This window comes from Loktanella sp. SALINAS62, assembly GCF_018263905.1.
Taxonomy (GTDB): Bacteria; Pseudomonadota; Alphaproteobacteria; order Rhodobacterales; family Rhodobacteraceae; genus Loktanella.
On the sequence record NZ_JAAFZU010000034.1, the window covers coordinates 124,664 to 146,933 of the forward strand.

A 22,270-nucleotide genomic window follows, 5' to 3' on the forward strand; every position below is an offset into this window, starting at 1 on the left:
ACCTGCCAATATCGGACCCGAACGCCAGACTTTTGGCGTAGCGACATTAGCAGGAGGTCAATATGGCTCAATACCAAACGATGCCCCGCGCGGGAACGACTCGCACGGCGCAGATCGACGAAGGGCTGCGCGCCCACATGAACAAGGTCTACGGCATTATGTCCGTAGGCATGCTGATTACCGCCCTCGCGGCTTGGGCCATTTCCGGTCTGGCGATTTCGTCCGAACCGACACAATACGCGATCGGGTCCAGCACCTATCTGACCGAGTTCGGCGCGACGCTGTGGACCAGCCCGCTGAAATGGGTCGTGATGTTCGCCCCGCTGGTCATGGTGTTCGCCTTTGGCGCGATGATCAACAAATTGTCCGCCGCTGGTGCGCAGACGTTCTTTTACGCCTTCGCCGCGCTGATGGGCATTTCGCTGTCGTGGATCTTTTCGATCTACACCGGCGCGTCCATCATTCAGGTGTTCCTGATCACATCCATCGCATTCGCGTCGCTGTCTCTGTACGGCTACACGACAAAGCGTGACATCTCTGCCTGGGGCAGCTTCCTGATCATGGGTGTGGTCGGTCTGATCATCGCCAGCATCGTGAACATCTTCCTTGGCTCGGGCGTTGTCCAACTGGCGATCTCTGTTCTGGGTATCCTGATCTTTGCCGGTCTGACCGCCTACGACACGCAGAAGATCAAAAATGACTACATCGCGCACGCCCAGCACGGCGACAGCGAATGGCTTTCAAAGTCTGCGATCATGGGGGCGCTGAACCTCTACCTCGACTTCATTAACATGTTCATGTTCATGTTGCAGCTGTTCGGCAACCGCGAATAACATCCTGACGCTACGCTGAAATCAGGCCGGCCCCCAACGGGGTCGGCCTTTTTCGTTGCCGGACAAATTCCCGCTGTCGGGCACGCATCACAGACCCCCAAACAGCAAAAGGCCCCGCAAACGCGAGGCCCTGCATCATCCAGATCGGCTGGCAGATCAGATTACTTGATCTTGCCTTCCTTGTATTCGACATGCTTGCGCACAACGGGATCGTATTTCTTGGTGACCATCTTTTCGGTCATCGTGCGGGCGTTCTTTTTGGTGACGTAGAAATGCCCGGTGCCCGCGGTCGAGTTCAGGCGGATCTTGATCGTGGTTGGCTTCGCCATGGTCTCTCTCCTGTTCGCGGCGGACAGGGGTCGCGCGCGCAGATAATCTCTTGAAGTCCGCCTTCTACCCGGCGCGCGGGCCGAGTCAACCGTAAAAGCAGCGTTTCACGCTTGTGGAAAGGTCACGGCAAAGCAGGTGCCGCCGTCCGGCACAGGCATCCAATCCAACTCGCCCTTGATTTGCGCGATCATTGCCAGAACCACAGTCATCCCAAGCCCTGTATCGGCCAAGCTGAATCCATCCGGCAGGCCGCCGCCGGGATCGGTCACCGTCAGCGCCAATTGCCCCCTGCCTGTTGCCGCAAGCGCCACCTTGATCGTTTCGCCGGCCACCAGCCCGGCGTGGCGCAGCGCGTTGCCAGTCAGTTCAGCAACGACCAGACCAATCGCACGGCTGGCCTCTGCCGTGACGGCAAGATCGTGACCCAGCCCGTCGTATGTTACAGCCACGGCGTTGCCGATGCTGGTCTGGATATCAAGACAAAGCGCGGCCAGATAATCATCCAGTGCGACGTTATGCGTGTCGCTGCGATACAGCCTGTCATGCACGGACGCGATGGTGCGGACGCGCATCGCGGCATCGCTCAGCACATCACGCACCTGCGGTTCGGTCATGGTCTGCGCGCGCAGGTTCAGCATGCTGCAGACCAGCGTGAGCGAGTTTTTGACCCTGTGATCCACTTCACGCCGCAGAATTTCGCTTTGAGACAGGGCCGCTTCCAAAGCGACCTGACGGTCCATCATCACGGTGACATCGCGTGACACCGTCAACAGGTGTTCCACCTTGCCGTCTACGCCGGCGACAGGCGATACGGTCACGGACCACCAGCGCGGATTACCGATGCGGGTCGGACAAAACGCCGTGAATGTTTCGACCGATCCGGCTGCGGCGTCCTTGACCGCCTTTTTCAGGCGGTCGTGTTCGACGGCAGGCCATAGATCCCACCAGAATTGGTTGATCACCTCTGCCGGGTCGTCGATGTCCAGCGCGCGACTGCCGTTCGCACTCAGGAACAGCAAGTGGCCATCGGTCGACAGGATTTTGCTGCAGTCGGTCAAGACACCCATCAAGGCAATGGCCAAAGCCGAATCGCCAATGGCCAGTTGCGACAGCGCTGCAGCATCAGCCTGATTCGCCATACGATTTGCCACCGTCAGTCCACACTGCACGGGGGATGTTTCGGTCTGATAAAGTGCGTCGCTCATCATAAGGCTCAATTCGATACCGCAGACCCACTGCCACGACCCAACAAATGATAAATGATGCAGCTGCAGCGATCAATAAAAACGCACGACGATGTAACGCAAGGATGACACGGATGGCCTGTAAGCCGGATTTTGTCCCCCGCGCACTGCGCGGTTGGGCGATCATTCGTCTAAAGCCGCCGTTACCGACGACCCTCTGGCTGCCAACCCGGGCCTTTTGGGTCAAGCATCCCTGCCGGATTGCTCCGGCGCAAGGCCCCTATTTGGCATTGCTCCCGGTGGGGCTTGCCGTGCCGCTTACGTTACCGCTCGCGCGGTGGGCTCTTACCCCACCGTTTCACCGTGACCGTGGCTGTTACCACTGGCGCACCATCGGTGCTTACCAATGGCGCACCTTTGGTGCGACCACGGCCGTTTGTTTTCTGTGGCGCTATCCCTGGGGTTACCCCCGCCGGGCGTTACCCGGCACCGTGCCTTGTGGAGTCCGGACTTTCCTCGGACGGTTGCCCGCCCGCGATCACCCAGCCATCCGTGTCGCATATGCGTTACTGGCGGCGCGGGGTTGCGTCAACGGGAAACCTGCGCGCCAGATCAGCGGCCAACGCGCGGTCGGTGTCGTCCAGCGGTCCCGTGTGGCGCGGACGAAACCGCAGGCGGAACGCCGACAAAAGCGTATCGTCATCCACATTCGCCGTATAGCCGAACCGCGCCAGATCGGCGCGGATATCGCCGGGCGTGGTGGCCGTGGGCCAGATGGACAGCCCGTCGCGCGCCAGCCTGCGCCAGTCGAACCGCGCGCCCGGATCGATCTTGCGGCCCGGCGCCATGTCGGAATGACCGATCACGCGATGCGGCGGAATCTGCCAGCGCTGCAGGATACCGGGCAACAAATCGCACAGCGCATCCATCTGGGCCGCTGCAAAAGGACAGGTGCCGACATTGGAAAGCTCGATCCCGATGGACCTGCTGTTCACGTCGGTCACATCACCCCAGCACCCAGCACCTGCGTGCCAGGCGCGCTGCTCTTCTTCGACCAGCGCCAGAACGGTGCCATCGGTGCCAATCAGGTAATGCGCCGACACCTCTCGCGTGGGGTCGCAAAGCACGCGCGCGGCGGCGTCATGATCGGCCATCGCGGTGTAGTGCAGCACGACCATATCGGGAACAGCGCCACCCCGGCGCGGCCCGCAATTCGGGGATGGATGCAGGGTCGGGTTCAGTTGCCACCCGCCGCAAGCCGGAACGGTGCTGGATCCCAGCCACAGGCAAAGCCGTCACCATCGGGATCCAGCCCGCGCGCATTACGCTCTGGTCCGCCGCGCGCCAGAAAATCGCGCTGTGCGGCATCCGGAGAATTGTATTCAGCGCAATTGTTGCGGAACTTGCGTTCACTGGCAAAGATCGACCGCGAATACCATTCCTGCCCTTTTCGGTTCGGTGCAGCCAACGCGTATTCAACAATGTTCGGCCCAGTGTCCGCAGGCCGCGTCGGCAGGGCCGTCGGCATGACGATCTGACGTTGTGCGGCCAATTGCGCGCGGCGTTGGGCATCGGATTCGATGGTTTCACGCGACGCGACGGCGTCGAATTCATTTTCATCCGAAATGCCGGGATTGTTGGTCGCAACCGGCGCTGTGCCGATGGCCGACAACGGCGCACCGACGGGTTGTGCCGCACCGATCCCCAGCGCCGCCAGTTCTGCCGTGGCGACAGCCTGACCGGATGCATCAAGCGACGCTGCCGCGACGGGTGCCGGTGCATCGAACACGGCAGGGGCTGGTTGTTGCGTTGTGCGCATGGCGGTCGCACCGCTGTCGGGCACGCGCGGCGCGCAGGCCGCGATGGCGGCAAGCGCTGTCAGGCACAGGATCGATCGGATCACGGTAAACCCCTTTGTGATTACCACGCTGCTACCACCACTTGTCCGGCTTCGCCACGAATCCCGCGCTGCGTTCCAGCGCATAGGCGACATTCAGCAAATCGGCTTCTTCCCACGGACGCCCGATCAGTTGCAGGCCCAGCGGCAGCCCTTTGGCATCCATCCCGGCGGGCACGCTGATCCCCGGCAGACCGGCAAGGTTCACTGTCACGGTGAACACGTCGTTCAGATACATCTGGATCGGATCGGCGTTCTTCATCTCTCCCAGTCCAAAGGCGGCGGACGGCGTGGCCGGCGTCAGGATCGCATCGACGCCGTCGGCAAAAACCTGATCAAAGTCGCGCTTGATCAGGGCGCGCACCTTGCGGGCGCGGTTGTAGTACGCATCGTAAAAGCCCGCCGACAGCACATAGGTGCCGACCATGACGCGGCGCTGCACCTCTGGCCCGAACCCTTCGGCGCGGGTCTTTTCGTACATCTCTGTGATCCCGTCGCCCTGTGCCAGCTTGGCCCGGTGGCCGAACCGCACGCCGTCATAGCGCGCCAGATTCGAAGATGCCTCTGCCGGGGCGATCACGTAATAGGCGGGCAGCGCGTATTTGGTGTGCGGCAGGGTGATATCGCGGACCTCTGCCCCGGCGTCGCGCAGCATGTCGGTGCCGTCTTCCCACAGCTTTTCAATCTCGGACGGCATTCCGTCCATCCGGTATTCACGCGGGATGCCGATCACCTTACCGCGTATGTCGCCGGTCAGTGCCGCCTCGAAATCGGGGACGGGCAGGTTCGCACTTGTCGAATCCTTGGGGTCGAAACCGGACATGGCCTGCAACATGATGGCACTGTCGCGCACATCCTTGGTCATTGGCCCCGCCTGATCAAGGCTAGAGGCAAAAGCCACAACGCCCCAACGGCTGACACGGCCATAGGTCGGTTTGATCCCGGTAATCCCGGTAAATGCGGCAGGTTGGCGGATCGATCCGCCGGTATCGGTGCCGGTCGCACCCAGACACAGATCGGCAGCCACGGCGGCAGCGGACCCACCCGACGATCCACCCGGCGTCAGCCTGCGGTCGTCGATTTTCCACGGGTTGACCGCATCGCCATAGACGGACGTTTCGTTGGACGACCCCATGGCGAATTCGTCCATATTCAACTTGCCCAGCATCACGGCGCCTGCGTCGAACAACTGCGTCGTGACGGTGGATTCGTATTCCGGCTTGAACCCTTCAAGGATCCGGCTGGCGGCCTGACTGGCGACGCCCTTGGTGCAGAACAGATCCTTGATCCCCAGCGGGATACCGCACAAATCTGGCGCATCGCCTGCTTTCAGACGCTGATCGGCGGCGTCCGCTTGGCTTTTTGCAACTTCGGGCGTTTTGTGAACGAAAGCGTTCAGCGCGTCGGCCGCGTCGATCGCGGTCAGGCAGGCGGCTGTCAATTCGGCGCTGGTCACATCGCCCTTGCGCAGGGCGTCACGAGCGGCGGCAATGGTCAGTTTGGACAAATCGGACATTATTCAACCACCTTCGGCACGGCAAAGAACCCTTCGCGGGCATCGGGCGCGTTGGCCAACACCTTGGACTGCTGGCTGCCGTCGGTCACCACGTCGTCACGGCGGTACAGGCGCTGCGGGGTCACGGATGTCATCGGTTCGATCCCGTCCACGTCCACCTCGTTCAGCTGCTCGATGAAGCCAAGGATCGCGCTGAATTCCTGCGCCAGCGCGGGCAGCGCGTCGTCTTCGACCTTGATGCGGGCCAGCTTGGCCACGCGGCGGGCGGTGTCGGTATCAATGGACATCGGGGCCTCGTCTTTGGGTTCGTCACGCGTTTACCCGCCCCCGCCCATAGCTGCAAGCGTGCCCGCATTGCCTGAACCGCCTGCTGCCCTATCCTCTGGCTGTCTAAATCACAAAAGGACTTTTGCATGAAAATCATTTGGCTTGGCCACGCCAGTTTCCGGATCGAAATCGGTGACGCCGTTCTGCTGATCGACCCGTGGCTTGCGGAAAATCCGTCCTTTCCCGACGACCAGCGCGATGCGGCCCTGCAGGGCGTGACCCATATCCTGCTGACCCACGGCCATGTCGACCACGCATCAGAGGTGCCGCAGATCGCACGCGATACCGGCGCCAGCATTTATACCATGGTAGAACTGGCAAGCCTGTTGGAGGCCGACGGCGTGACAACGGTCGGGTTCAACAAGGGCGGCACCGTCGATCTGAAAGGCGTGCGCGCCACCATGGTCAACGCGGTCCATTCGTCGTCTTTCGCCACGGCAGACGGCGCACGTTACGCGGGCACCGAATGCGGCTACATGATCGAAGGCGACGGCCGCACGATCTATTTCAGCGGCGATACCGACATCATGGCCGACATGGACTGGATGGGCGATTTGCACAGACCCGACATCGGCATCCTGTGCGCGGGCGGTCATTACACGATGGACATGAGCCGGGCCGCCTATGCCGCGAAACGGTATTTCAATTTTACGACATTGATCCCGTGCCACTATGGCACGTTCGACGCGCTGGATCAGGACGCAAGCGTGATGCGCGATGCCCTGCCCGACGTCGATGTCCTGACCCCTGCGGTCATGGAAACGGTCACACTGTAGTGCGATACCGCGACCCGATTGCCAATTGGCAATCGGGTCGAAAAACACGTCAGATCAAGTGGTTCAACCACCGCGCGGCGTAATTAATAAATATTTAATTTCAGACACTTAGATCCAATTCGCGGGCGAGTAAGACCGACGGTCACAGATGTCGTGACTTTATGACGTAATCGTGATTAAGCTGCGATAGATCAATATTTTGGAGGGATCGCGCATGGGATTGTTCAGCTTCGTCAAGGACGCGGGAAAGAAACTGTTTGGCAAGGATGACGCGCCGGAATCGACGCAGGACGCATTGAATGCCAAACTCAAAGACCTTGGTCTTGACGCGCAGGACGTTCAGGTTTCCGTCGACGGCGACAAGGTGATGATCAAAGGCAAGGCGCCGACGCAGGAACAGCGTGAAAAGATCATTCTGGCCGCCGGAAACGTCGATGGCGTCGCCACTGTCGAAGACGATATCGACGTTGCCGACACTGCCGCCGAACCGGTGTTCTACACTGTGAAAAAGGGCGACACCCTGTCCGCGATCGCGCAGGCGACACTAGGCAAGGCCAGCAAGTATCACGCGATTTTCGAAGCGAACAAACCGATGCTGACACACCCTGACAAGATCTATCCGGGCCAGAACCTGCGGATTCCGCAAGACAGCTAAGCCCCGCGTTTACCTGCGAAAAAGCGGCGCAACATGTCTTCGGACGATTGCGCCGCAATGCCGTCGTAAATCTCTGGGACGTGATGGCACTGGGGATGGCTGAACACCCGCGGCCCCTGTGCGACGCCGCCCGATTTCGGATCAGCCGCCCCGTAATACAACCGCGCCAGCCGCGCGTTGCTGATGGCCGCAGCGCACATCGGGCAGGGTTCCAGCGTCACGTACAGATCGCACCCCGTCAGCCGGTCCTGCCCCACTGCGGCACAGGCCGCGCGGATGGCCAGAACTTCGGCATGGGCGGTGGGGTCGTTCAATTCGCGCGTGCGGTTGCCCGCCTGCGCCAGAACACCCGCAGGCCCGACAATAACGGCGCCGACCGGCACCTCGTCCCGACCGGCGGCAGCGGCGGCCTGTTCCAGCGCCAATTCCATGTAACTGCGAAACGTCATGCCACTTGATGCCCCCGCGCTGCACGCTCTGGCAAGAGCCGTGCTTTCAGGCTATCGCTGCGGCATGACAGACAACACCCCAGAGGGCGACCGCATCGCCAAGGTTCTTTCGCGTACCGGTGTCGCAAGCCGACGCGAAGCCGAACGCATGATCGAAGCCGGACGCGTCAGCGTCAACGGCAAGACCATCATCAGCCCCGCGCTGAACGTGACCGACCGCGACCGCATCGTCGTGGACGGCAAGCCGGTGGGCAAGCCGGACGCACCGCGTCTGTGGCTGTATCACAAGCCTGCGGGTCTTGTGACCAGCGCATCCGACGATCAGGGCCGCGATACGGTGTTCGACAACCTGCCCGATGACCTGCCCCGCGTCATGAGCATCGGACGGCTGGACATCAATTCCGAAGGATTGTTGCTGCTGACCAACGACGGCGGCATCAAGCGCAAGCTGGAACTGCCCAGCACCGGTTGGCTGCGGCGCTACCGCGTGCGGATCAAGGGTTCCGTGTCAGAAGCGAAGCTGGATGAATTGCGTGCCGGTATCACCGTGGACGGCATGACCTACCAGCCGATGATCGTGACATTTGACCGCCAGCAGGGCGCCAACGCATGGCTGACAATCAGCATCCGCGAAGGCAAGAACCGCGAAATCCGCCGCGCGATGGAATCGGTGGGCACCGTGGTGAACCGGCTGATCCGTGTCAGCTATGGTCCGTTTCAGCTGGGCAATCTGGCCCCCAGCGGGGTCGAAGAGATCAAAGGCAAGGTCCTGCGCGACCAACTGGGCCTGAAATCAGCGGAACCCGAAACCCGCGCGCGCAAGCCCGTACAGCGTCCGCGCAAGCCGTCCGGCCCAGCGCCGAAGCGACGATAGGACGCAAAAATACTCGCAAATGAACCGAACGGCCCCTACCTAAGTTACATCGAAACATAGCCGGACCGTCCGCCCATGATGCGCCTTGTTCTTCTCGTCTTGCTGATCGCAGCTGTGGCGCTTGCCTTTGCCAGCGTGATGACGGCGTTGCGCAGCGTGAATGGCACCCGGCCCCGGCCGGAGACACCGATGCCTAAACCCTTTCGCCTGATTTCGTTCGTTTTACTGTTCCTGCTGATGCTGGGCGTCAGCACCGGATGGCTGGGGGCTGCGTAATGGCGCAAAAATTCGGCGGCAAATTCAGCCCCGGCGCGACGGGGCAGGACGTGACGGACCGCCCGACGGTGCATCCCGTGGGCGCGCGCGCGAACCTGATGTTCCTGCCGCCCATCGCGCTGGTGTTTGCATCATTGAATAATGGCCCGTTTGTGATGGCCATGGCCCTGATCGCGGCGGGCCTGATGACCTGTGGTGCGTGGCTGCTGCGCGACGGGTTGCGCGCCCAGGCGGCCTATGCCGCGCGATCGGTCGCGCGCCGCCCGGCCCTGCCGCGCAAGATCATGGCCGCCGGGCTGGCGGGCATCGGCGTCGGGCTGGCGGCCAGCACCGGCGACACCGGGATCGCGGGGTCCGTGGTTTACGGCATCGCGGCGACCGGTTTGCATCTGGCGGCGTTCGGCCTTGATCCGCTGCAGGACAAACGGCTGGAAGGTGTGGACACGTTCCAACAGGACCGGGTCGCGCGGGTCGTGGACGAGGCTGAGGTATTGCTGGCCGACATGACCGATCAGATCGCGCGGCTGCGCGACCGCCCCCTGACCGCACGGGTGGCCGCGTTCCAAGGCACCGCGCGGCGGATGATCCGGACCGTCGAACAGGACCCCCGCGATCTGACGGCAGCGCGGAAATATTTGGGCGTCTATCTGATGGGCGCGCGCGACGCGACGGCGCAATTCGCCGATCTGGCAACCCGCCGTCCGCAACCCGAAGCGCGCGCCGATTACATGGCCCTGCTGGACGATCTGGAACAGAATTTTGCGGCACGCACCGACAAATTGTTAGCTGACGACCGTAATGCTATGGATGTTGAAATGAAGGTTCTGCGCGACCGGTTGGCGCGCGAAAGGTAGGATGAAACCATGTCAGACACGACCCGCGCCACGGCGACCGCACGTCTCGCCGATATCGACAAGATCAACGCCGTCGTGTTGCCGGAACCCGGCGGCGCACTGGTGCCGCTGGATCAGGCCGATCCTGTAACAGGTGACGCCATCCGGTCACGCATGGCGGAAATCGATCTGGGCGACAGTGGGTCCATCGTGTCGTTCGGAACCGCCGCACAGGCCGAATTGCAGGCGATCAGCCAGTCGATGCTGGCCGGTGTCCGCAACAAGGACGTCGGCCCCGCTGGCGATTCCCTGCGCGAAATCGTCAGCACGATCCGCGGATTTTCGGTCAGCGAACTGGACGTCGGGCGCAAGCAGTCATGGTGGGAAAAGCTGCTGGGACGCGCGACGCCGATGTCGAAATTCGTGGCCCGTTTCGAAGATGTGCAGACCCAGATCGACCGGGTGACCGACGATCTGCTGCGGCATGAAACCACGCTCCTGAAAGATATCGAATCGCTGGACCAGCTCTATGAAAAAACGCTCGCCTTTTATGACGAACTGGGGCTGTACATCACGGCGGGCGAAGCAAAGCTGGCCCAAATCGACAGCACCGACATCCCCACCAAAGAGGCGGATGTCAAAGGCGCGGCAGACGATCAGGGTGTGATGGCCGCACAGGAATTGCGCGATCTGCGCGCCGCGCGCGACGATCTGGAACGCCGGGTCCACGATCTGAAACTGACGCGTCAGGTGACCATGCAGTCGCTGCCGTCGATCCGCATGGTGCAGGAAAACGACAAAAGTCTTGTGACCAAAATCAACTCTACCTTGGTGAACACCGTGCCGCTGTGGGAAACGCAGCTGGCGCAGGCCGTGACGATTCAACGGTCGTCAGAAGCGGCCAACGCGGTGCGCGACGCCAACGATCTGACCAACGAATTGCTGACCGCGAACGCGCGCAACCTGCGTGACGCGAACAGCGTGATCCGCACCGAAATGGAACGCGGCGTGTTCGACATCGAAGCCGTGAAACAGGCGAATACCGATCTGATCGCAACCATTCAGGAAAGCCTTGAAATCGCGGATGCAGGCAAGGCACGCCGCGCCACCGCCGAACAGGATCTGCAAAAGATGGAATCGGAATTGAAAAATACGCTGGCCGCCGCGCGCGCGGGAACGGCCCGCACGCGCGATACGGTCGGAACCTCTGCCGGTGCATGATTCATGATCCGTTTTGGTGCCCTGATGCGTTGCGGCGGTCTGTTGGCCGCGCTGGCTGCTTGTTCCCCACCGGTTGCACCGGCGGCGCCTGAACAGGTGGTGCGGCCCGTCGAACGCACGGTGGCACCACCTGCCCCCCCCGCACCGGTGCAGACCATCGCGCCAAGCGAAGAAAGCGAAAAGCTGCGGGTCTATTACCGGCGGCTGCAAAACGATCTGCTGACCCAAGGTTTGTTGCGCGGCGACGGCGGCGGCGTGGACACACCGTTCACCGATACAATGCTGGCGCGGAATTTCATTCGCATCGCGCTTTATGACGAATACGCCGCCGATGGCGACAGCCTGCGCGCACAGGTCACTGAATCGCGGTTGCGGCGCTGGGATCAGCCGATCCGCATGGCCGTGGAATTCGGCCCCTCTGTGCCGGATGCCCAGCGCGCGCGCGACCGGACCGGGGTTGCGTCCTATGCCGCACGCCTGTCGCGTGTCAGTGGCTTGCCGATCCGGATGACCGACCAGAACCCGAATTTCCACGTGTTGTTCCTGTCGGAAGACGACCGTGCCGGATACGCCGACCGCCTGCGCAAGATCGTGCCGGGCATCGGGGCGGGCAGCCTGCGCGCGATCATGGCACTGCCACGGGATCAATTGTGCATCGTGATTGCGTTTTCAGAAGGCGGTTCCAGCAGCTATGCCAAGGCCGTCGCCGTGATCCGCGCCGAACATCCCGACCTGTTGCGCACGTCCTGCGTACATGAGGAAGTGGCCCAGGGTCTGGGGCTTGCCAACGACAGCCCACAGGCGCGCCCATCGATCTTTAACGACGACGAAGAATTCGGTCTGCTGACGACCCATGACGAATTATTGCTGAAAATGCTTTATGATCCGCGCTTTACCACCGGCATGTCCGTGCAGGACGCCGCCCCCATCGCCCGCCGCATCGCCACCGAACTGATCGGTGGCGGGGCAAGCTAACCGCTAAAGGAATACTTTATGTCCATTTTCGATTTCCTGTCCGGCCAATTCATCGACGTCATTCACTGGACAGAGGACAGCCGGGACACGATGGTCTGGCGGTTCGAACGTCACGGACACGAGATCAAGTATGGTGCGAAACTGACGGTCCGCGAAGGTCAGGCAGCGGTCTTTGTCCACGAAGGCCAGTTGGCGGACGTGTTCACGCCGGGTCTGTACATGTTGGAAACCAACAACATGCCGATCATGACCACGTTGCAGCACTGGGACCACGGGTTTCAGTCGCCGTTCAAGTCAGAGGTGTATTTCATCAACACGACCCGATTTACCGATCGAAAGTGGGGCACGAAGAACCCGATCATGCTGCGCGATCCGGAATTCGGGCCGATCCGGCTGCGCGCCTTTGGCACCTATACGATCAAGGTGGCGGACCCCGCGCTGTTCCTGCGCGAAATTGTTGGCACGGACGGCGAATTCACCGCCGACGAGATCACATTCCAGATTCGCAACATCATTGTCCAAGAGGTCAGCCGCGCATTGGCGTCCAGCGGGCTTCCGGCGCTGGACATGGCTGCTAACACCAAGGATCTGGGTGATCTGGTGGCCAAGGCCATCGACGGCGCCGTGACGCAATACGGCCTGAACATCCCGGAACTGTATATCGAAAACATCAGCCTGCCGCCTGCCGTGGAAAAAGCACTGGACGACCGGACCAGTCGCGGCATCGCGGGTAATCTGGACGACCACATGAAATGGAAAGCGGCAGAAGCGATGGCGCAGCCCGGATCGGCGGCAGGACAAGCGATGGGCATGGGCATGGGGGCCGGTCTGGGGATGCAGATGGGCAACATGATGCAGGCGGGCCCGTGGGGCCAGCGCCCGGCGGCCCCTGCCGCCTTGGCACCGCCGCCGCCACCGCCGCCGGTGGAACACGTCTGGCACATCGCTGCGGGCGGACAGACCACCGGCCCGTTCAGCAAGGCGCGGATGGGCCGGATGGTGACCGAAGGCCAGCTGACCCGCGACAGTATGGTCTGGACCCAAGGACAGGACGGCTGGAAACGTGCCGAGGATACGGAACTGGCGCAATTGTTCACCGTGATGCCCCCGCCGCCACCCGGCGCATGATGCGTGATGCGAAACTTATCGGGCGGCTTTGACGTGGCTCTGCCATGACAACTGCACCTGACCTTCCGACCGGACCCTCTTGGACTGCGCGATTGCACGCGCGGATGCCCGCCCGTCGCACGTGGCTGAAAGCCATGCACGGTGCCATGATCCCGATGTTCATCTGGTTTTTGGTCGTGACCCCGGCGGATGTGGTGCCGCTGGGTCCGGCGGCGTTTCAGGCACATTCGCTGCTGGCGCTGGTTTTTGTAACCATGGTGCTGGTCTGGTATGCCGACTACCTGCGCCGCGGACTGGCCGGGCGACCCGGTCCGAAATTGCCGCCTGCGGCGCGCGTGGTGCATCGCTGGCTGCATATCTCGTTGATCTGGGGATTGTTCGGGGTGGCCCTGACAGGGTTTCTGCTGGGCCTGACGTCAGAGCGGTTGCTAAAGGCCGGGGGAATCCTGCCATTCGCGCCGCCGCTGGATTTCAAGGCCGCGAATGCGTTCATCGGCAAGGTCCATATCTACGAATACTACCTTGTCGCGGTGATTGCGGCATTCCATGCGCTGTTTCACATCTGGCGGCATACAGCGTTGCGCGACAACGCCCTGCGGATCATGGCGCCGAAACGCTGGCACAAATACCTCTAGGGGGTGGTTCCCGGCGCTGATCGTGACATGTTGTGTCCAGTTCACTGACCGGAGCCGCCATGCCTGCCGACACTGTCGCGCCCCCTGCCCCGACCGACCACCGTTTCCCCTGCGGAACCTGCGGGTCCGACCTGCGGTTCGATCCCGGATCGGGTGATCTGGTCTGCGACCATTGCGGCAACCATCAGGACATCGGCAGTCGCGCCAGCCCGTTCGTGACGCTGTCGGAACAGGATTTCGCCGCCGCCGTGAACGCCCAACTGCCCGCAGCAGAGGTCGAGGAAACCCGCGTATCGCAATGCCCTAGTTGCGGCGCACAGGTGGAATTTGACGCCGATCTGCACGCCACGGAATGCCCGTTCTGTGCGACCCCCGTGGTCACCACGACCGGCACGCACAGGCATATCAAACCGCGCGGGCTACTGCCATTCGGTCTGGAAGAGTCTCAGGCGCGTGACGCGATGAAGGACTGGCTAGGCCAGCTTTGGTTTGCACCCAACGGGCTGCAGCAATACGCGCGCAAGGGGCGGCGCATGGACGGCATCTATGTGCCCTACTGGACGTTTGATGCGCAGACGCAAAGCGCCTATTCCGGGCAGCGTGGCGACGATTACTACGTCAACCGGACCGTCATGCGCGACGGTAAACGCCAGACCGTGCGGGTCCGCAAAACGCGCTGGAGTCCGGCGCGTGGCCGGGTCGCGCGGTTCTTTGACGATGTGCTGGTGCTGGCGTCCACGTCGTTGCCAAAGCAATATACCGATGGGCTGGAACCCTGGGACCTTAGCGCGATGGAGCCCTATCAGCCCGATTATCTGGCCGGATTTCGCGCCGAGGGCTATCAGGTCACGCTGACCGACGGGTTTGAACAGGCGCGCGTCCATATGGATGCGATGATCCTGCGGGACGTGAAATTCGACATCGGCGGCGACCGCCAGCAGGTGTCCGACGTGCAGACGCAGGTGTCGGATGTGACGTTCAAGCACATCCTGCTGCCGGTCTGGCTGGCCGCGTATAAATACAAGGGCCAGACCTATCGCTTTGTGGTCAACGGACGCACGGGCCGTGTTCAGGGCGAACGCCCCTATTCCGCGTGGAAGATCGCGCTGGCCACGATCCTTGGGCTGGTGGTGGCGCTAACAGTCGGCTACCTATACGCGACGAATTCATAAAGGACCGACCGATGATCCTGTGTTGCGGCGAAGCCCTGATCGACATGCTGCCCCGTGAAACCGCGGATGGCGAACCCGCCTTTGCGCCCTATGCGGGCGGTGCCGTGTTCAACACGGCCATCGCGCTGGGGCGGCTGGGTGCGGATGTGCAGTTCTTTTCGGGGTTGTCGTCGGACCTGTTCGGACAACAACTGGTCGGCGTTCTGGCCGACAGCAAGGTCGATGCCGCCCCCAGCCATATCAGCGACCGGCCCACGACGCTGGCCTTTGTGCGGCTGGTGGACGGGCACGCAACCTATGCGTTTTATGACGAAAATACCGCCGGGCGGATGCTGACACCGGACGATCTGCCCGATGTGAAGGCGGATGCACTGTTTTTCGGTGGCATTTCGCTGGTGGTGGAACCCTGCGGCGATGCCTACCGCGCGCTGATGCTGCGCGAAGCGGGCGACAAGCTGACGATGATCGATCCCAACATCCGCCCCGGTTTCATCACCGACGAAGCCGCCTATCGTGCGCGACTGGACGCCATGCTGGCAGTGGCCGATATCGTCAAGATCTCGGACGAGGATCTGGCGTGGCTGACCGGTGATGCCGACCCTGACCGATTGCTGGGCGACAGCGCGACGCAGGTCGTTTTGCTGACCCGCGGGGCCGATGGCGTAACGGTGCGGACCCGGACCGAACAGTTCGACGTGGCCGCAGACAAGGCCACGGTCGTCGATACCGTGGGTGCGGGCGATACGTTCAACGCGGGGTTCCTTGCCGGGTTGGACCGCGCGGGCCTGCTGTCCAAGGACGCGGTGCGACAGGCCAGCGCGGATGCGTTGCACACGGCAGCCCGGTTGGGCGCGCAGGCGGCGGCGATCACCGTCAGCCGCGCGGGCGCCAACCCGCCGTGGCAGCACGAGCTGTAGCATGCGCGCGCTAATCCAGCGGGTGACAGAGGCATCGGTGCGCGTCGATGGCAACGTGATCGGACAGATCGGGCCGGGTCTGTTGGTGCTTGTCTGTGCGATGCAGGGCGATGCCGCCGACGCCCCGGCACGCATGGCGGCCAAAATCGCCAAGCTGCGCATTTTCAAGGACGACACCGGCAAGATGAACCGATCCCTGCTGGACACCGGCGGTGCCGCGTTGATCGTCAGCCAGTTCACGCTGGCAGGCGACACCAGCCGGGGCAATCGGCCGGGGTTTTCCAGCGCCGCCGCCCCCGACGACGGGCGCGCCGCCTATGGCGATTTCATCGCACAGGTGCAGGCGCTGGGGATCACGGTGGCGACGGGGACATTCGGGGCCGATATGGCTGTCAGCCTGACCAATGACGGACCGGTGACGCTGTGGCTGGACATCTAGCCTATTCATGGCACATCAGAGCGGTTCAGCCCTAGGCGAGGCTGGCGGGACAAAGAGGGCACCATGCGCGTCATCACCACCATCGACGACCTGAAGGCGCTGCATAAACGCCGGGTGCCACGGATGTTTTATGATTACTGCGAAAGCGGCAGTTGGTCGGAACAGACCTTCCGCGACAATGAAACCGATTTCGACCTGATCCGCCTGCGGCAGCGCATCGCCGTGGATATGTCGGATCGGCGGCTGGTCAGCACCATGGCAGGGCAGGATGTTGCCATGCCGGTGGCACTGGCCCCGGTCGGTTTCACCGGGATGCAATCGGCGGACGGCGAAATCAAGGCCGCCCGCGCGGCAGAAGCGTTCGGCGTGCCATATACCCTGTCGACCATGTCGATCTGTTCGATCGAAGACGTGGCGGCGCATACGACCAAACCGTTCTGGTTCCAGCTTTACGTGATGCGCGACGCCGAATTCGTCGATGATATCATTGCCCGCGCCAAGAATGCGGGCGTCGATACGCTGGTGCTGACGGTGGATCTGCAACTGCTGGGCCAGCGGCACAAGGATCTGAAAAACGGCCTGTCCGCGCCGCCGAAACTGACGCCTTCTGTCATGCTGAACCTTGCCACGAAATGGGGCTGGGGCATCGAGATGCTACAAACCCGGCGGCGGTCGTTCGGCAATATCATCGGACACGCCCGCAATGTCGACAGCGTCGGATCGCTGTCGTCGTGGACGGCGGAACAATTCGATCCGCGACTGGACTGGACCACGATTGCCCGGCTGAAGGACAAGTGGAACGGCAAGCTGATCCTGAAAGGCATCATGGACCCCGACGACGCAGTGCGCGCTGCCGATCTGGGCTGCGATGCGATTGTCGTCAGCAATCACGGCGGTCGTCAGCTGGACGGGGCGCTGTCGTCCATCCGCGTCCTGCCCAGCATCCTTGCCGCTGTCGGTGACCGGGTCGAAGTCTGGATGGACGGCGGCATCCGGTCCGGTCAGGACGTGCTGAAGGCGCTGGCCCTTGGGGCGCAGGGGGTGATGATCGGGCGGGCCTATGTTTACGGGCTGGGTGCGATGGGACAACAGGGTGTCACAACCGCACTGGAAATCATCTATCGTGAACTGGACCTGACCATGGCGCTGTGCGGACGGCGCGACATCAATAACGTGGACCGCGATATCCTGCTGATCCCTAAGGACTTTGAAGGCGAATGGGTATCCTGATTTTCGCTTTATCCAGCGTTGCGCAAGCCGGCGATCCCCAAAGCCGATGCTGGCATGCGACTTGGCCCGCGCGGTCCGCGCCTTATAATCTGGGTCACTGTTAGCAAAGGTTCGACATGTCAGCCAAACCGCGCCGCGGCATCACCAACGACGACCTTTTCGCGCTGCGCTGGGATCGCGGCAGGCGTGATTTGATCGGACCGTTGCACCGTCTTTACGGCCCGGATTCGGCAGACCTGCTGGACAGGTTGCGTGACCTGCTGAAAAAGCATTGGCGCGCGCGGCCCGCTGATCTGCGGCGGCTGGATCTGGAACGCGATCTGAATCCCGACTGGTTCCTGTCCGAAAACATGGTGGCCTATGTCTTTTATATCGACCGGTTTGCGGGCGATCTGAAACACCTGCCGTCGCGCATCGATTATCTGCGCGATCTGGGCGTGACCTATGCCCATATGATGCCCTGTCTGAAACCGCGCCCCGGTGCCAATGATGGTGGGTATGCGGTGATGGATTACACCGCGATCAATCCGGCGCTGGGGACGATGACAGATTTCCGGCAGTCAAACCTTGCACTGCGGGCGTCCGGCATCAGCCCGGTGATCGACATGGTGCTGAACCACACTGCCAAGGAACACGATTGGGCCGTGCGTGCCCGCGCGGGCGACCCGTTCTATCAGGCGTTTTATCGCATGTTCGATGACGACACCCTGCCGCGCCAATATGAAAAGACATTGGTCGATGTTTTCCCCGATCAGGCGCCGGGCAGTTTCACCTGGTATGACGATATCGGCAAATGGGTCTGGACCACGTTCAACGAATACCAATGGGATTTGAACTGGGAAAACCCAGAGGTGTTTCTGGCCGTGCTGGACAACATCCTGTTTCTGGCCAACCGCGGGGTCGAGGTGTTCCGGCTGGATGCCGTCGCATTCATGTGGAAACGGATGGGCACGACCTGCCAGAACCTGCCAGAGGTGCACGATATCCTTCAGGCGCTGACGCAGGCCACGCGCGTCGCCGCCCCCGCCGTCGTTCACAAGGCCGAAGCGATCGTCGGGCCGCAGGATCTGGTGCCCTATCTGGGCACTGGGCGTCATGCGGGGCGGGTCAGCCAACTGGCCTATCACAACAACCTGATGGTGCAGTTCTGGTCGACGCTGGCCAGTGGCGACAGCCGGTTGATGACCCATGTGCTGAAAACGCATTTCCCCGAAAGCTTCCGCCGGGCGTCCTTTGCGCCCTATATCCGCTGTCATGACGATATCGGCTGGGCCATCACGCCAGAAGATACCGCACATATCCCGCACATGGACGCCAAGGCGCATCGCAACTATCTGGCCGATTTCTATAACGGCACACATCCGGACAGTTTCGCGCAGGGGGCCGATTTTCAGGTCAACGCGGACACCGGCGACCGGCGCACCAATGGCACGTTTGCCAGCCTCGCCGGTCTGGAAAATGCGTCAACGCCGGACGCGGAAGACAAGGCAATTTCGCGGATCGCGCTGGGTCACGCGCTGATCGCATCCTATGGCGGCATCCCGTTGATCTATATGGGTGACGAAATCGGGATGACGAACGACCATAGCTATCTGGACGATCCCGCGCGGGCCGATGATGGCCGCTGGATGCAGCGCCCGATGATGGACTGGGACGCCGCCGTCGCAACCCAAGGCCGCGCCGCACGCATCCGCGCCGACCTGTCGCATATCCTGCGCGTGCGCAAAGCAACCCCGCAATTGGCAGGCATGATCCCGACCCGCGTGGTCGACACCGGGCATCGCGCATTATTTGCTTACCAACGGCTGGGCGACGACCGCGAAGTGACCTGCATCGTCAATTTCACCGACCGGTCGCAAACACTGCGCACCGCCGATGCGCTGCTGCGGGAAGTGCCGCAGACCGATCTGCTGACAGGGCAGCGCCTGATCACGTCAGAGGGTCGCATGACGCTGGCGCGGTATCAGTCCGTCTGGCTGCGGCCCGACTGATTTGGCCGACACGGGGGCGGAATCCGGCTTTTCAAGCGGGGCATGACGTTTTATAGGGGCGGCTCACCCGGCGCCATGCACCCTTGGAGGATGGCGCCCATTATTATTTGGAGATACCACATGGCTGACAAGATCCCTGATCTGCACGCCGAGGTCCGCGCGGGGACAGGCAAGGGGGCCGCCCGCCAAGCTCGTCGCGACGGAAAAGTACCCGGAATCGTTTATGGTGGCGGCAACGACCCGCTGGCAATCAACATCGATTTCAACAAACTGCTGACGCGCCTGCGCAAGGGCCGGTTCATGTCGACGCTGTTCAACCTGAAGGTTGAAGGCCACGACGATGTTCGCGTGATCTGCCGCGGCATTCAGCGCCATGTGGTCAAGGACCTGCCGTCGCACATCGACCTGATGCGCCTGAAGCGCACGTCGCGCGTCGACATCTTTATCCCGGTCGCTTTCGTCAACGAAGACACCTGCCCCGGCCTGAAAGCCGGCGGCGTGCTGACCGTGGTCCGGAATGAAGTCGAAATGAACGTGCTGGCGGGTGACATCCCCGATCAGCTGGTCGTCGATCTGGCATCGGTGAGCATCGGTGACACGATCAACATTTCCGACATCACACTGCCCGAAGGGGCGACGCCGGTCATCAGCGACCGTGATTTCGTCATCGCCAATGTCACCGCGCCACGCGCGCTGACCGCTGACGACGGTGATGATGATGACACCGTTGACGCCGACGAAGTGCCGACGACCGAAATGGGCGCACCTGACGGCGAATAATCACGCGGTTGATCCGGAAATTGGATCAATCATTGGAAAAGGGACCCTTCGGGGTCCCTTTTTGCATTCTCGGGTGGGCTTTCACTTGGGTCGCGGGCGATTTAGGATAGGCGCATGAAATTGATTGTCGGCCTTGGAAATCCCGGCGCGCAATATGCGGGCCACCGTCACAACATCGGCTTTATGGCGATGGACCGGATCGCGTCCGATCACGGCTTTGCGCCGTGGCGGTCGAAATTTCAGGGGCTGGTGTCCGAAGGCCGGTTGGGGTCCGACAAGGTCGTGCTGCTGAAACCCACGACGTTCATGAACAACTCCGGTCAGTCCGTGCAGGCGGCGGCTGCATTCCACAAGATCGACGTGGCCGATGTGATCGTTTTTCACGACGAACTGGATCTGGCCCCCGGCAAGGTGCGGCTGAAAACCGGCGGTGGCCATGCAGGACACAATGGCCTGCGGTCGATCCATGCGCACCTGTCGCCCGAATACGACCGTGTGCGGCTGGGGATCGGCCATCCGGGCCACAAAGACCGCGTGGCGGGCTACGTGCTGCACGATTTCGCAAAGGCCGATCAGGACTGGCTGGATGATGTGCTGCGCGGCGTGTCCGACGGAATCGCGGAACTGGTGGCAGGCCACGGCGACAGGTTTCTGAACGCGATTGCACAGCGGGTCGCCCCGCCGCGATCATCGACCACCACACCCAAACCAAAACCCGAAGCCGCAGCACCGGACCCTGCCCCTGACACACGGTCCGCGATGCAAAAGCTGATGGACCGCTTTACGTGACGACGGCGCGCATCCAGGATGCGTTCGCCGTGCAGGCCACACATTGCGCGGCATTGGGATCACCTTTTATGGAACGGCTGTGCGGGTTGTTTGCCACCCGCGATTGGCCGCACGGTGCCCTGCGGGACCGGATCGCGGATTGGCCCGGCGATCCGTCAAACCGGGCGGACGCTGTGCCGTTGCGTCTGGCAGGCGCGCTGCATGCGCTGAAACTGTCGGGCGATACGGTCCTGACCGCCGCCTATCCGCCGCACACGGTCGATGATGACGCGCTGTGGCTGGCGGTCGGCACCAGCATGACCGAACACGCCACATTCATTAATCGGTTCATCGACAGCCCGCCGCAAACCAACGAAGTACGGCGCGCAGCCGCGATCATCGCCGCCGCCCATTGGTTGCGGGACGTGCATCCGCTGCCGTTCAGGCTGTCGGAACTGGGGGCCAGCGGCGGGCTGAACCTGATGTGGGACCGCTTTGCGCTGGCGCTGCCGGGTCTGACGCTGGGGCCGGACGATCCGGCGTTGACGCTGCGACCTGACTGGACTGGCCCGCTGCCGCCTGCGACCGCACCGCAGGTGGTGGACCGGGCGGGCGTCGATCTGCGGCCCGTCGACGCGCATGATCCGGCGGGCGCGCTGCGGCTGCAGGCCTATCTGTGGCCGGACCAGCCCGACCGTCTGGCGTTGACACGTGCCGCGATTCGGGTCGCCGGACCGCCACCTGCGCAGGCTGATGCAATTGACTGGCTGACACCGCGCCTGACGCATGTGCCGCGCCAGTTGCACCTGATTTACCACACCATCGCCTGGCAGTATTTTCCGCCCGATGTGCAGGCCCACGGTCACGCCCTGATCGCTGAAGCCGGGGCTGCCGCGACCCCAGATACCCCGCTGGCTTGGGTCGGGATGGAGGCGGACACCAACCAGAACGGTGCCGCGCTGACCGTGCGATTATGGCCAGGTGATCACGCGCTGGAATTGGGGCGCGTCGATTTTCACGGGCGCTGGCTGCGCTGGACGCCCCCCGCAGACATGCTAGGTTAG

25 protein-coding genes and 1 other RNA gene are annotated in these 22,270 nt (G+C 62.3%); 18 read left to right on the forward strand and 8 right to left on the reverse strand.

The annotated features are described in order from the left end of the window. Positions 1-62 precede the first annotated feature (62 nt). Entirely contained in the window at positions 63-833 is a 771-nt protein-coding gene (locus GZH79_RS12655) for a Bax inhibitor-1/YccA family protein (protein WP_211644141.1), read from the forward strand. 161 nt (positions 834-994) lie between these two features. Here GZH79_RS12655 and rpmG read toward each other — a convergent pair whose 3' ends face one another. The 7 genes from rpmG to gatC all read right to left on the reverse strand — a co-directional run bounded on the left by rpmG (position 995) and on the right by gatC (position 6,047). Then, entirely contained in the window at positions 995-1,162 is a 168-nt protein-coding gene (rpmG, locus tag GZH79_RS12660; RefSeq protein WP_193142580.1) for a 50S ribosomal protein L33, read from the reverse strand. 105 nt (positions 1,163-1,267) lie between these two features. After that, positions 1,268-2,368 carry a histidine kinase dimerization/phosphoacceptor domain -containing protein gene (locus GZH79_RS12665; protein ID WP_211644142.1) on the reverse strand — a complete coding sequence of 367 codons (1,101 nt, stop codon included), beginning with the start codon at positions 2,366-2,368 and terminating at the stop codon, positions 1,268-1,270. A gap of 105 nt (positions 2,369-2,473) precedes the next feature. Continuing rightward, positions 2,474-2,901, reverse strand: an RNA gene (gene rnpB / locus GZH79_RS12670) — RNase P RNA component class A. Between the two features lie 12 nt (positions 2,902-2,913). Beyond that, positions 2,914-3,525 carry an N-acetylmuramoyl-L-alanine amidase gene (locus GZH79_RS12675; RefSeq protein WP_211644143.1) on the reverse strand — a complete coding sequence of 204 codons (612 nt, stop codon included), beginning with the start codon at positions 3,523-3,525 and terminating at the stop codon, positions 2,914-2,916. A 59-nt stretch (positions 3,526-3,584) separates the two neighbouring features. After that, positions 3,585-4,250 carry a hypothetical protein gene (locus GZH79_RS12680; RefSeq protein ID WP_211644144.1) on the reverse strand — a complete coding sequence of 222 codons (666 nt, stop codon included), beginning with the start codon at positions 4,248-4,250 and terminating at the stop codon, positions 3,585-3,587. 28 nt (positions 4,251-4,278) lie between these two features. Further along, positions 4,279-5,760 carry an Asp-tRNA(Asn)/Glu-tRNA(Gln) amidotransferase subunit GatA gene (gene gatA, locus GZH79_RS12685; RefSeq protein ID WP_211644145.1) on the reverse strand — a complete coding sequence of 494 codons (1,482 nt, stop codon included), beginning with the start codon at positions 5,758-5,760 and terminating at the stop codon, positions 4,279-4,281. Beyond that, a complete protein-coding gene (gene gatC / locus GZH79_RS12690; protein WP_211644146.1) occupies positions 5,760-6,047 on the reverse strand; it encodes an Asp-tRNA(Asn)/Glu-tRNA(Gln) amidotransferase subunit GatC in 288 nt (95 codons plus the stop codon). The genes gatA and gatC overlap by 1 nt, the downstream gene beginning before the upstream one ends. Before the next feature lie 126 nt (positions 6,048-6,173). On the opposite strand from gatC, the gene GZH79_RS12695 reads away from it, so the two are divergent. Together GZH79_RS12695 and lysM are read left to right on the forward strand one after the other, a co-directional pair. After that, complete coding sequence (locus tag GZH79_RS12695; protein ID WP_211644147.1) at positions 6,174-6,863, forward strand: metal-dependent hydrolase; 690 nt, start codon at positions 6,174-6,176, stop codon at positions 6,861-6,863. A gap of 214 nt (positions 6,864-7,077) precedes the next feature. Continuing rightward, positions 7,078-7,518 (forward strand): peptidoglycan-binding protein LysM, encoded by a 441-nt coding sequence (lysM, locus tag GZH79_RS12700; RefSeq protein WP_211644148.1) that lies wholly within the window; start codon positions 7,078-7,080, stop codon positions 7,516-7,518. Here the strand turns inward: lysM and GZH79_RS12705 are convergent. Beyond that, entirely contained in the window at positions 7,515-7,967 is a 453-nt protein-coding gene (locus GZH79_RS12705) for a nucleoside deaminase (RefSeq protein WP_211644149.1), read from the reverse strand. The genes lysM and GZH79_RS12705 overlap by 4 nt on opposite strands. A 64-nt stretch (positions 7,968-8,031) precedes the next feature. Here GZH79_RS12705 and GZH79_RS12710 point away from each other — a divergent pair, with 64 nt between their 5' ends. From GZH79_RS12710 to GZH79_RS12780, 15 genes are all read left to right on the forward strand, one after another. Further along, positions 8,032-8,841 carry a pseudouridine synthase gene (locus GZH79_RS12710; protein ID WP_211644230.1) on the forward strand — a complete coding sequence of 270 codons (810 nt, stop codon included), beginning with the start codon at positions 8,032-8,034 and terminating at the stop codon, positions 8,839-8,841. A gap of 75 nt (positions 8,842-8,916) precedes the next feature. Further along, positions 8,917-9,117: a hypothetical protein gene (locus GZH79_RS12715; protein WP_211644150.1), complete on the forward strand. Its 201-nt coding sequence runs from the start codon at positions 8,917-8,919 to the stop codon at positions 9,115-9,117. Then, on the forward strand, positions 9,117-9,971 hold the full coding sequence (locus GZH79_RS12720) for a 5-bromo-4-chloroindolyl phosphate hydrolysis family protein (RefSeq protein ID WP_211644151.1): 855 nt from the start codon (positions 9,117-9,119) through the stop codon (positions 9,969-9,971). Before GZH79_RS12715 ends, GZH79_RS12720 begins: the two co-directional genes overlap by 1 nt. A 9-nt stretch (positions 9,972-9,980) precedes the next feature. Further along, on the forward strand, positions 9,981-11,171 hold the full coding sequence (locus GZH79_RS12725) for a toxic anion resistance protein (RefSeq protein WP_211644152.1): 1,191 nt from the start codon (positions 9,981-9,983) through the stop codon (positions 11,169-11,171). 3 nt (positions 11,172-11,174) lie between these two features. Further along, on the forward strand, positions 11,175-12,146 hold the full coding sequence (locus tag GZH79_RS12730) for a DUF2927 domain-containing protein (protein WP_249219154.1): 972 nt from the start codon (positions 11,175-11,177) through the stop codon (positions 12,144-12,146). 18 nt (positions 12,147-12,164) lie between these two features. Then, a complete protein-coding gene (locus GZH79_RS12735) occupies positions 12,165-13,274 on the forward strand; it encodes an SPFH domain-containing protein (protein WP_211644153.1) in 1,110 nt (369 codons plus the stop codon). Positions 13,275-13,318: 44 nt separating this feature from the next. Next, on the forward strand, positions 13,319-13,909 hold the full coding sequence (locus GZH79_RS12740; protein WP_249219155.1) for a cytochrome B: 591 nt from the start codon (positions 13,319-13,321) through the stop codon (positions 13,907-13,909). Positions 13,910-13,968: 59 nt separating this feature from the next. Next, positions 13,969-15,081 (forward strand): TFIIB-type zinc finger domain-containing protein, encoded by a 1,113-nt coding sequence (locus GZH79_RS12745; protein WP_211644154.1) that lies wholly within the window; start codon positions 13,969-13,971, stop codon positions 15,079-15,081. An 11-nt stretch (positions 15,082-15,092) separates the two neighbouring features. Further along, entirely contained in the window at positions 15,093-15,998 is a 906-nt protein-coding gene (locus GZH79_RS12750) for a carbohydrate kinase (RefSeq protein WP_211644155.1), read from the forward strand. A gap of 1 nt (position 15,999) precedes the next feature. Then, on the forward strand, positions 16,000-16,437 hold the full coding sequence (dtd, locus tag GZH79_RS12755; protein ID WP_211644156.1) for a D-aminoacyl-tRNA deacylase: 438 nt from the start codon (positions 16,000-16,002) through the stop codon (positions 16,435-16,437). Between the two features lie 63 nt (positions 16,438-16,500). Beyond that, the gene (locus tag GZH79_RS12760; RefSeq protein WP_211644157.1) at positions 16,501-17,667 is read left to right on the forward strand and encodes an alpha-hydroxy acid oxidase; all 1,167 of its coding nucleotides are present in this window, start codon (positions 16,501-16,503) and stop codon (positions 17,665-17,667) included. A gap of 116 nt (positions 17,668-17,783) precedes the next feature. After that, the gene (locus tag GZH79_RS12765; RefSeq protein ID WP_211644158.1) at positions 17,784-19,658 is read left to right on the forward strand and encodes an amylosucrase; all 1,875 of its coding nucleotides are present in this window, start codon (positions 17,784-17,786) and stop codon (positions 19,656-19,658) included. Positions 19,659-19,778: 120 nt separating this feature from the next. After that, positions 19,779-20,438, forward strand: a complete 660-nt coding sequence (locus GZH79_RS12770) for a 50S ribosomal protein L25/general stress protein Ctc (RefSeq protein ID WP_211644159.1) — start codon at positions 19,779-19,781, stop codon at positions 20,436-20,438. A gap of 114 nt (positions 20,439-20,552) precedes the next feature. Next, entirely contained in the window at positions 20,553-21,227 is a 675-nt protein-coding gene (pth, locus tag GZH79_RS12775) for an aminoacyl-tRNA hydrolase (protein WP_211644160.1), read from the forward strand. Beyond that, positions 21,224-22,270, forward strand: a complete 1,047-nt coding sequence (locus GZH79_RS12780) for a DUF2332 family protein (protein WP_211644161.1) — start codon at positions 21,224-21,226, stop codon at positions 22,268-22,270. The genes pth and GZH79_RS12780 overlap by 4 nt, the downstream gene beginning before the upstream one ends.

What these genes read in the sequence shown, in the direction of transcription:
- GZH79_RS12745 (WP_211644154.1), top strand. Translation starts at nt 13,969, where the DNA reads ATGCCTGCCGACACTGTCGCGCCCCCTGCCCCGACCGACCACCGTTTC.
- GZH79_RS12695 (WP_211644147.1), top strand. Translation starts at nt 6,174, where the DNA reads ATGAAAATCATTTGGCTTGGCCACGCCAGTTTCCGGATCGAAATCGGT.
- GZH79_RS12705 (WP_211644149.1), bottom strand. Translation starts at nt 7,967, where the DNA reads ATGACGTTTCGCAGTTACATGGAATTGGCGCTGGAACAGGCCGCCGCT.
- GZH79_RS12770 (WP_211644159.1), top strand. Translation starts at nt 19,779, where the DNA reads ATGGCTGACAAGATCCCTGATCTGCACGCCGAGGTCCGCGCGGGGACA.
- GZH79_RS12655 (WP_211644141.1), top strand. Translation starts at nt 63, where the DNA reads ATGGCTCAATACCAAACGATGCCCCGCGCGGGAACGACTCGCACGGCG.
- GZH79_RS12715 (WP_211644150.1), top strand. Translation starts at nt 8,917, where the DNA reads ATGATGCGCCTTGTTCTTCTCGTCTTGCTGATCGCAGCTGTGGCGCTT.
- lysM (WP_211644148.1), top strand. Translation starts at nt 7,078, where the DNA reads ATGGGATTGTTCAGCTTCGTCAAGGACGCGGGAAAGAAACTGTTTGGC.
- GZH79_RS12740 (WP_249219155.1), top strand. Translation starts at nt 13,319, where the DNA reads ATGACAACTGCACCTGACCTTCCGACCGGACCCTCTTGGACTGCGCGA.
- GZH79_RS12760 (WP_211644157.1), top strand. Translation starts at nt 16,501, where the DNA reads ATGCGCGTCATCACCACCATCGACGACCTGAAGGCGCTGCATAAACGC.
- GZH79_RS12735 (WP_211644153.1), top strand. Translation starts at nt 12,165, where the DNA reads ATGTCCATTTTCGATTTCCTGTCCGGCCAATTCATCGACGTCATTCAC.
- GZH79_RS12725 (WP_211644152.1), top strand. Translation starts at nt 9,981, where the DNA reads ATGTCAGACACGACCCGCGCCACGGCGACCGCACGTCTCGCCGATATC.
- pth (WP_211644160.1), top strand. Translation starts at nt 20,553, where the DNA reads ATGAAATTGATTGTCGGCCTTGGAAATCCCGGCGCGCAATATGCGGGC.
- dtd (WP_211644156.1), top strand. Translation starts at nt 16,000, where the DNA reads ATGCGCGCGCTAATCCAGCGGGTGACAGAGGCATCGGTGCGCGTCGAT.
- gatC (WP_211644146.1), bottom strand. Translation starts at nt 6,047, where the DNA reads ATGTCCATTGATACCGACACCGCCCGCCGCGTGGCCAAGCTGGCCCGC.
- GZH79_RS12720 (WP_211644151.1), top strand. Translation starts at nt 9,117, where the DNA reads ATGGCGCAAAAATTCGGCGGCAAATTCAGCCCCGGCGCGACGGGGCAG.
- gatA (WP_211644145.1), bottom strand. Translation starts at nt 5,760, where the DNA reads ATGTCCGATTTGTCCAAACTGACCATTGCCGCCGCTCGTGACGCCCTG.
- GZH79_RS12665 (WP_211644142.1), bottom strand. Translation starts at nt 2,368, where the DNA reads ATGAGCGACGCACTTTATCAGACCGAAACATCCCCCGTGCAGTGTGGA.
- GZH79_RS12710 (WP_211644230.1), top strand. Translation starts at nt 8,032, where the DNA reads ATGACAGACAACACCCCAGAGGGCGACCGCATCGCCAAGGTTCTTTCG.
- GZH79_RS12765 (WP_211644158.1), top strand. Translation starts at nt 17,784, where the DNA reads ATGTCAGCCAAACCGCGCCGCGGCATCACCAACGACGACCTTTTCGCG.
- rpmG (WP_193142580.1), bottom strand. Translation starts at nt 1,162, where the DNA reads ATGGCGAAGCCAACCACGATCAAGATCCGCCTGAACTCGACCGCGGGC.
- GZH79_RS12730 (WP_249219154.1), top strand. Translation starts at nt 11,175, where the DNA reads ATGATCCGTTTTGGTGCCCTGATGCGTTGCGGCGGTCTGTTGGCCGCG.
- GZH79_RS12675 (WP_211644143.1), bottom strand. Translation starts at nt 3,525, where the DNA reads ATGGTCGTGCTGCACTACACCGCGATGGCCGATCATGACGCCGCCGCG.
- GZH79_RS12750 (WP_211644155.1), top strand. Translation starts at nt 15,093, where the DNA reads ATGATCCTGTGTTGCGGCGAAGCCCTGATCGACATGCTGCCCCGTGAA.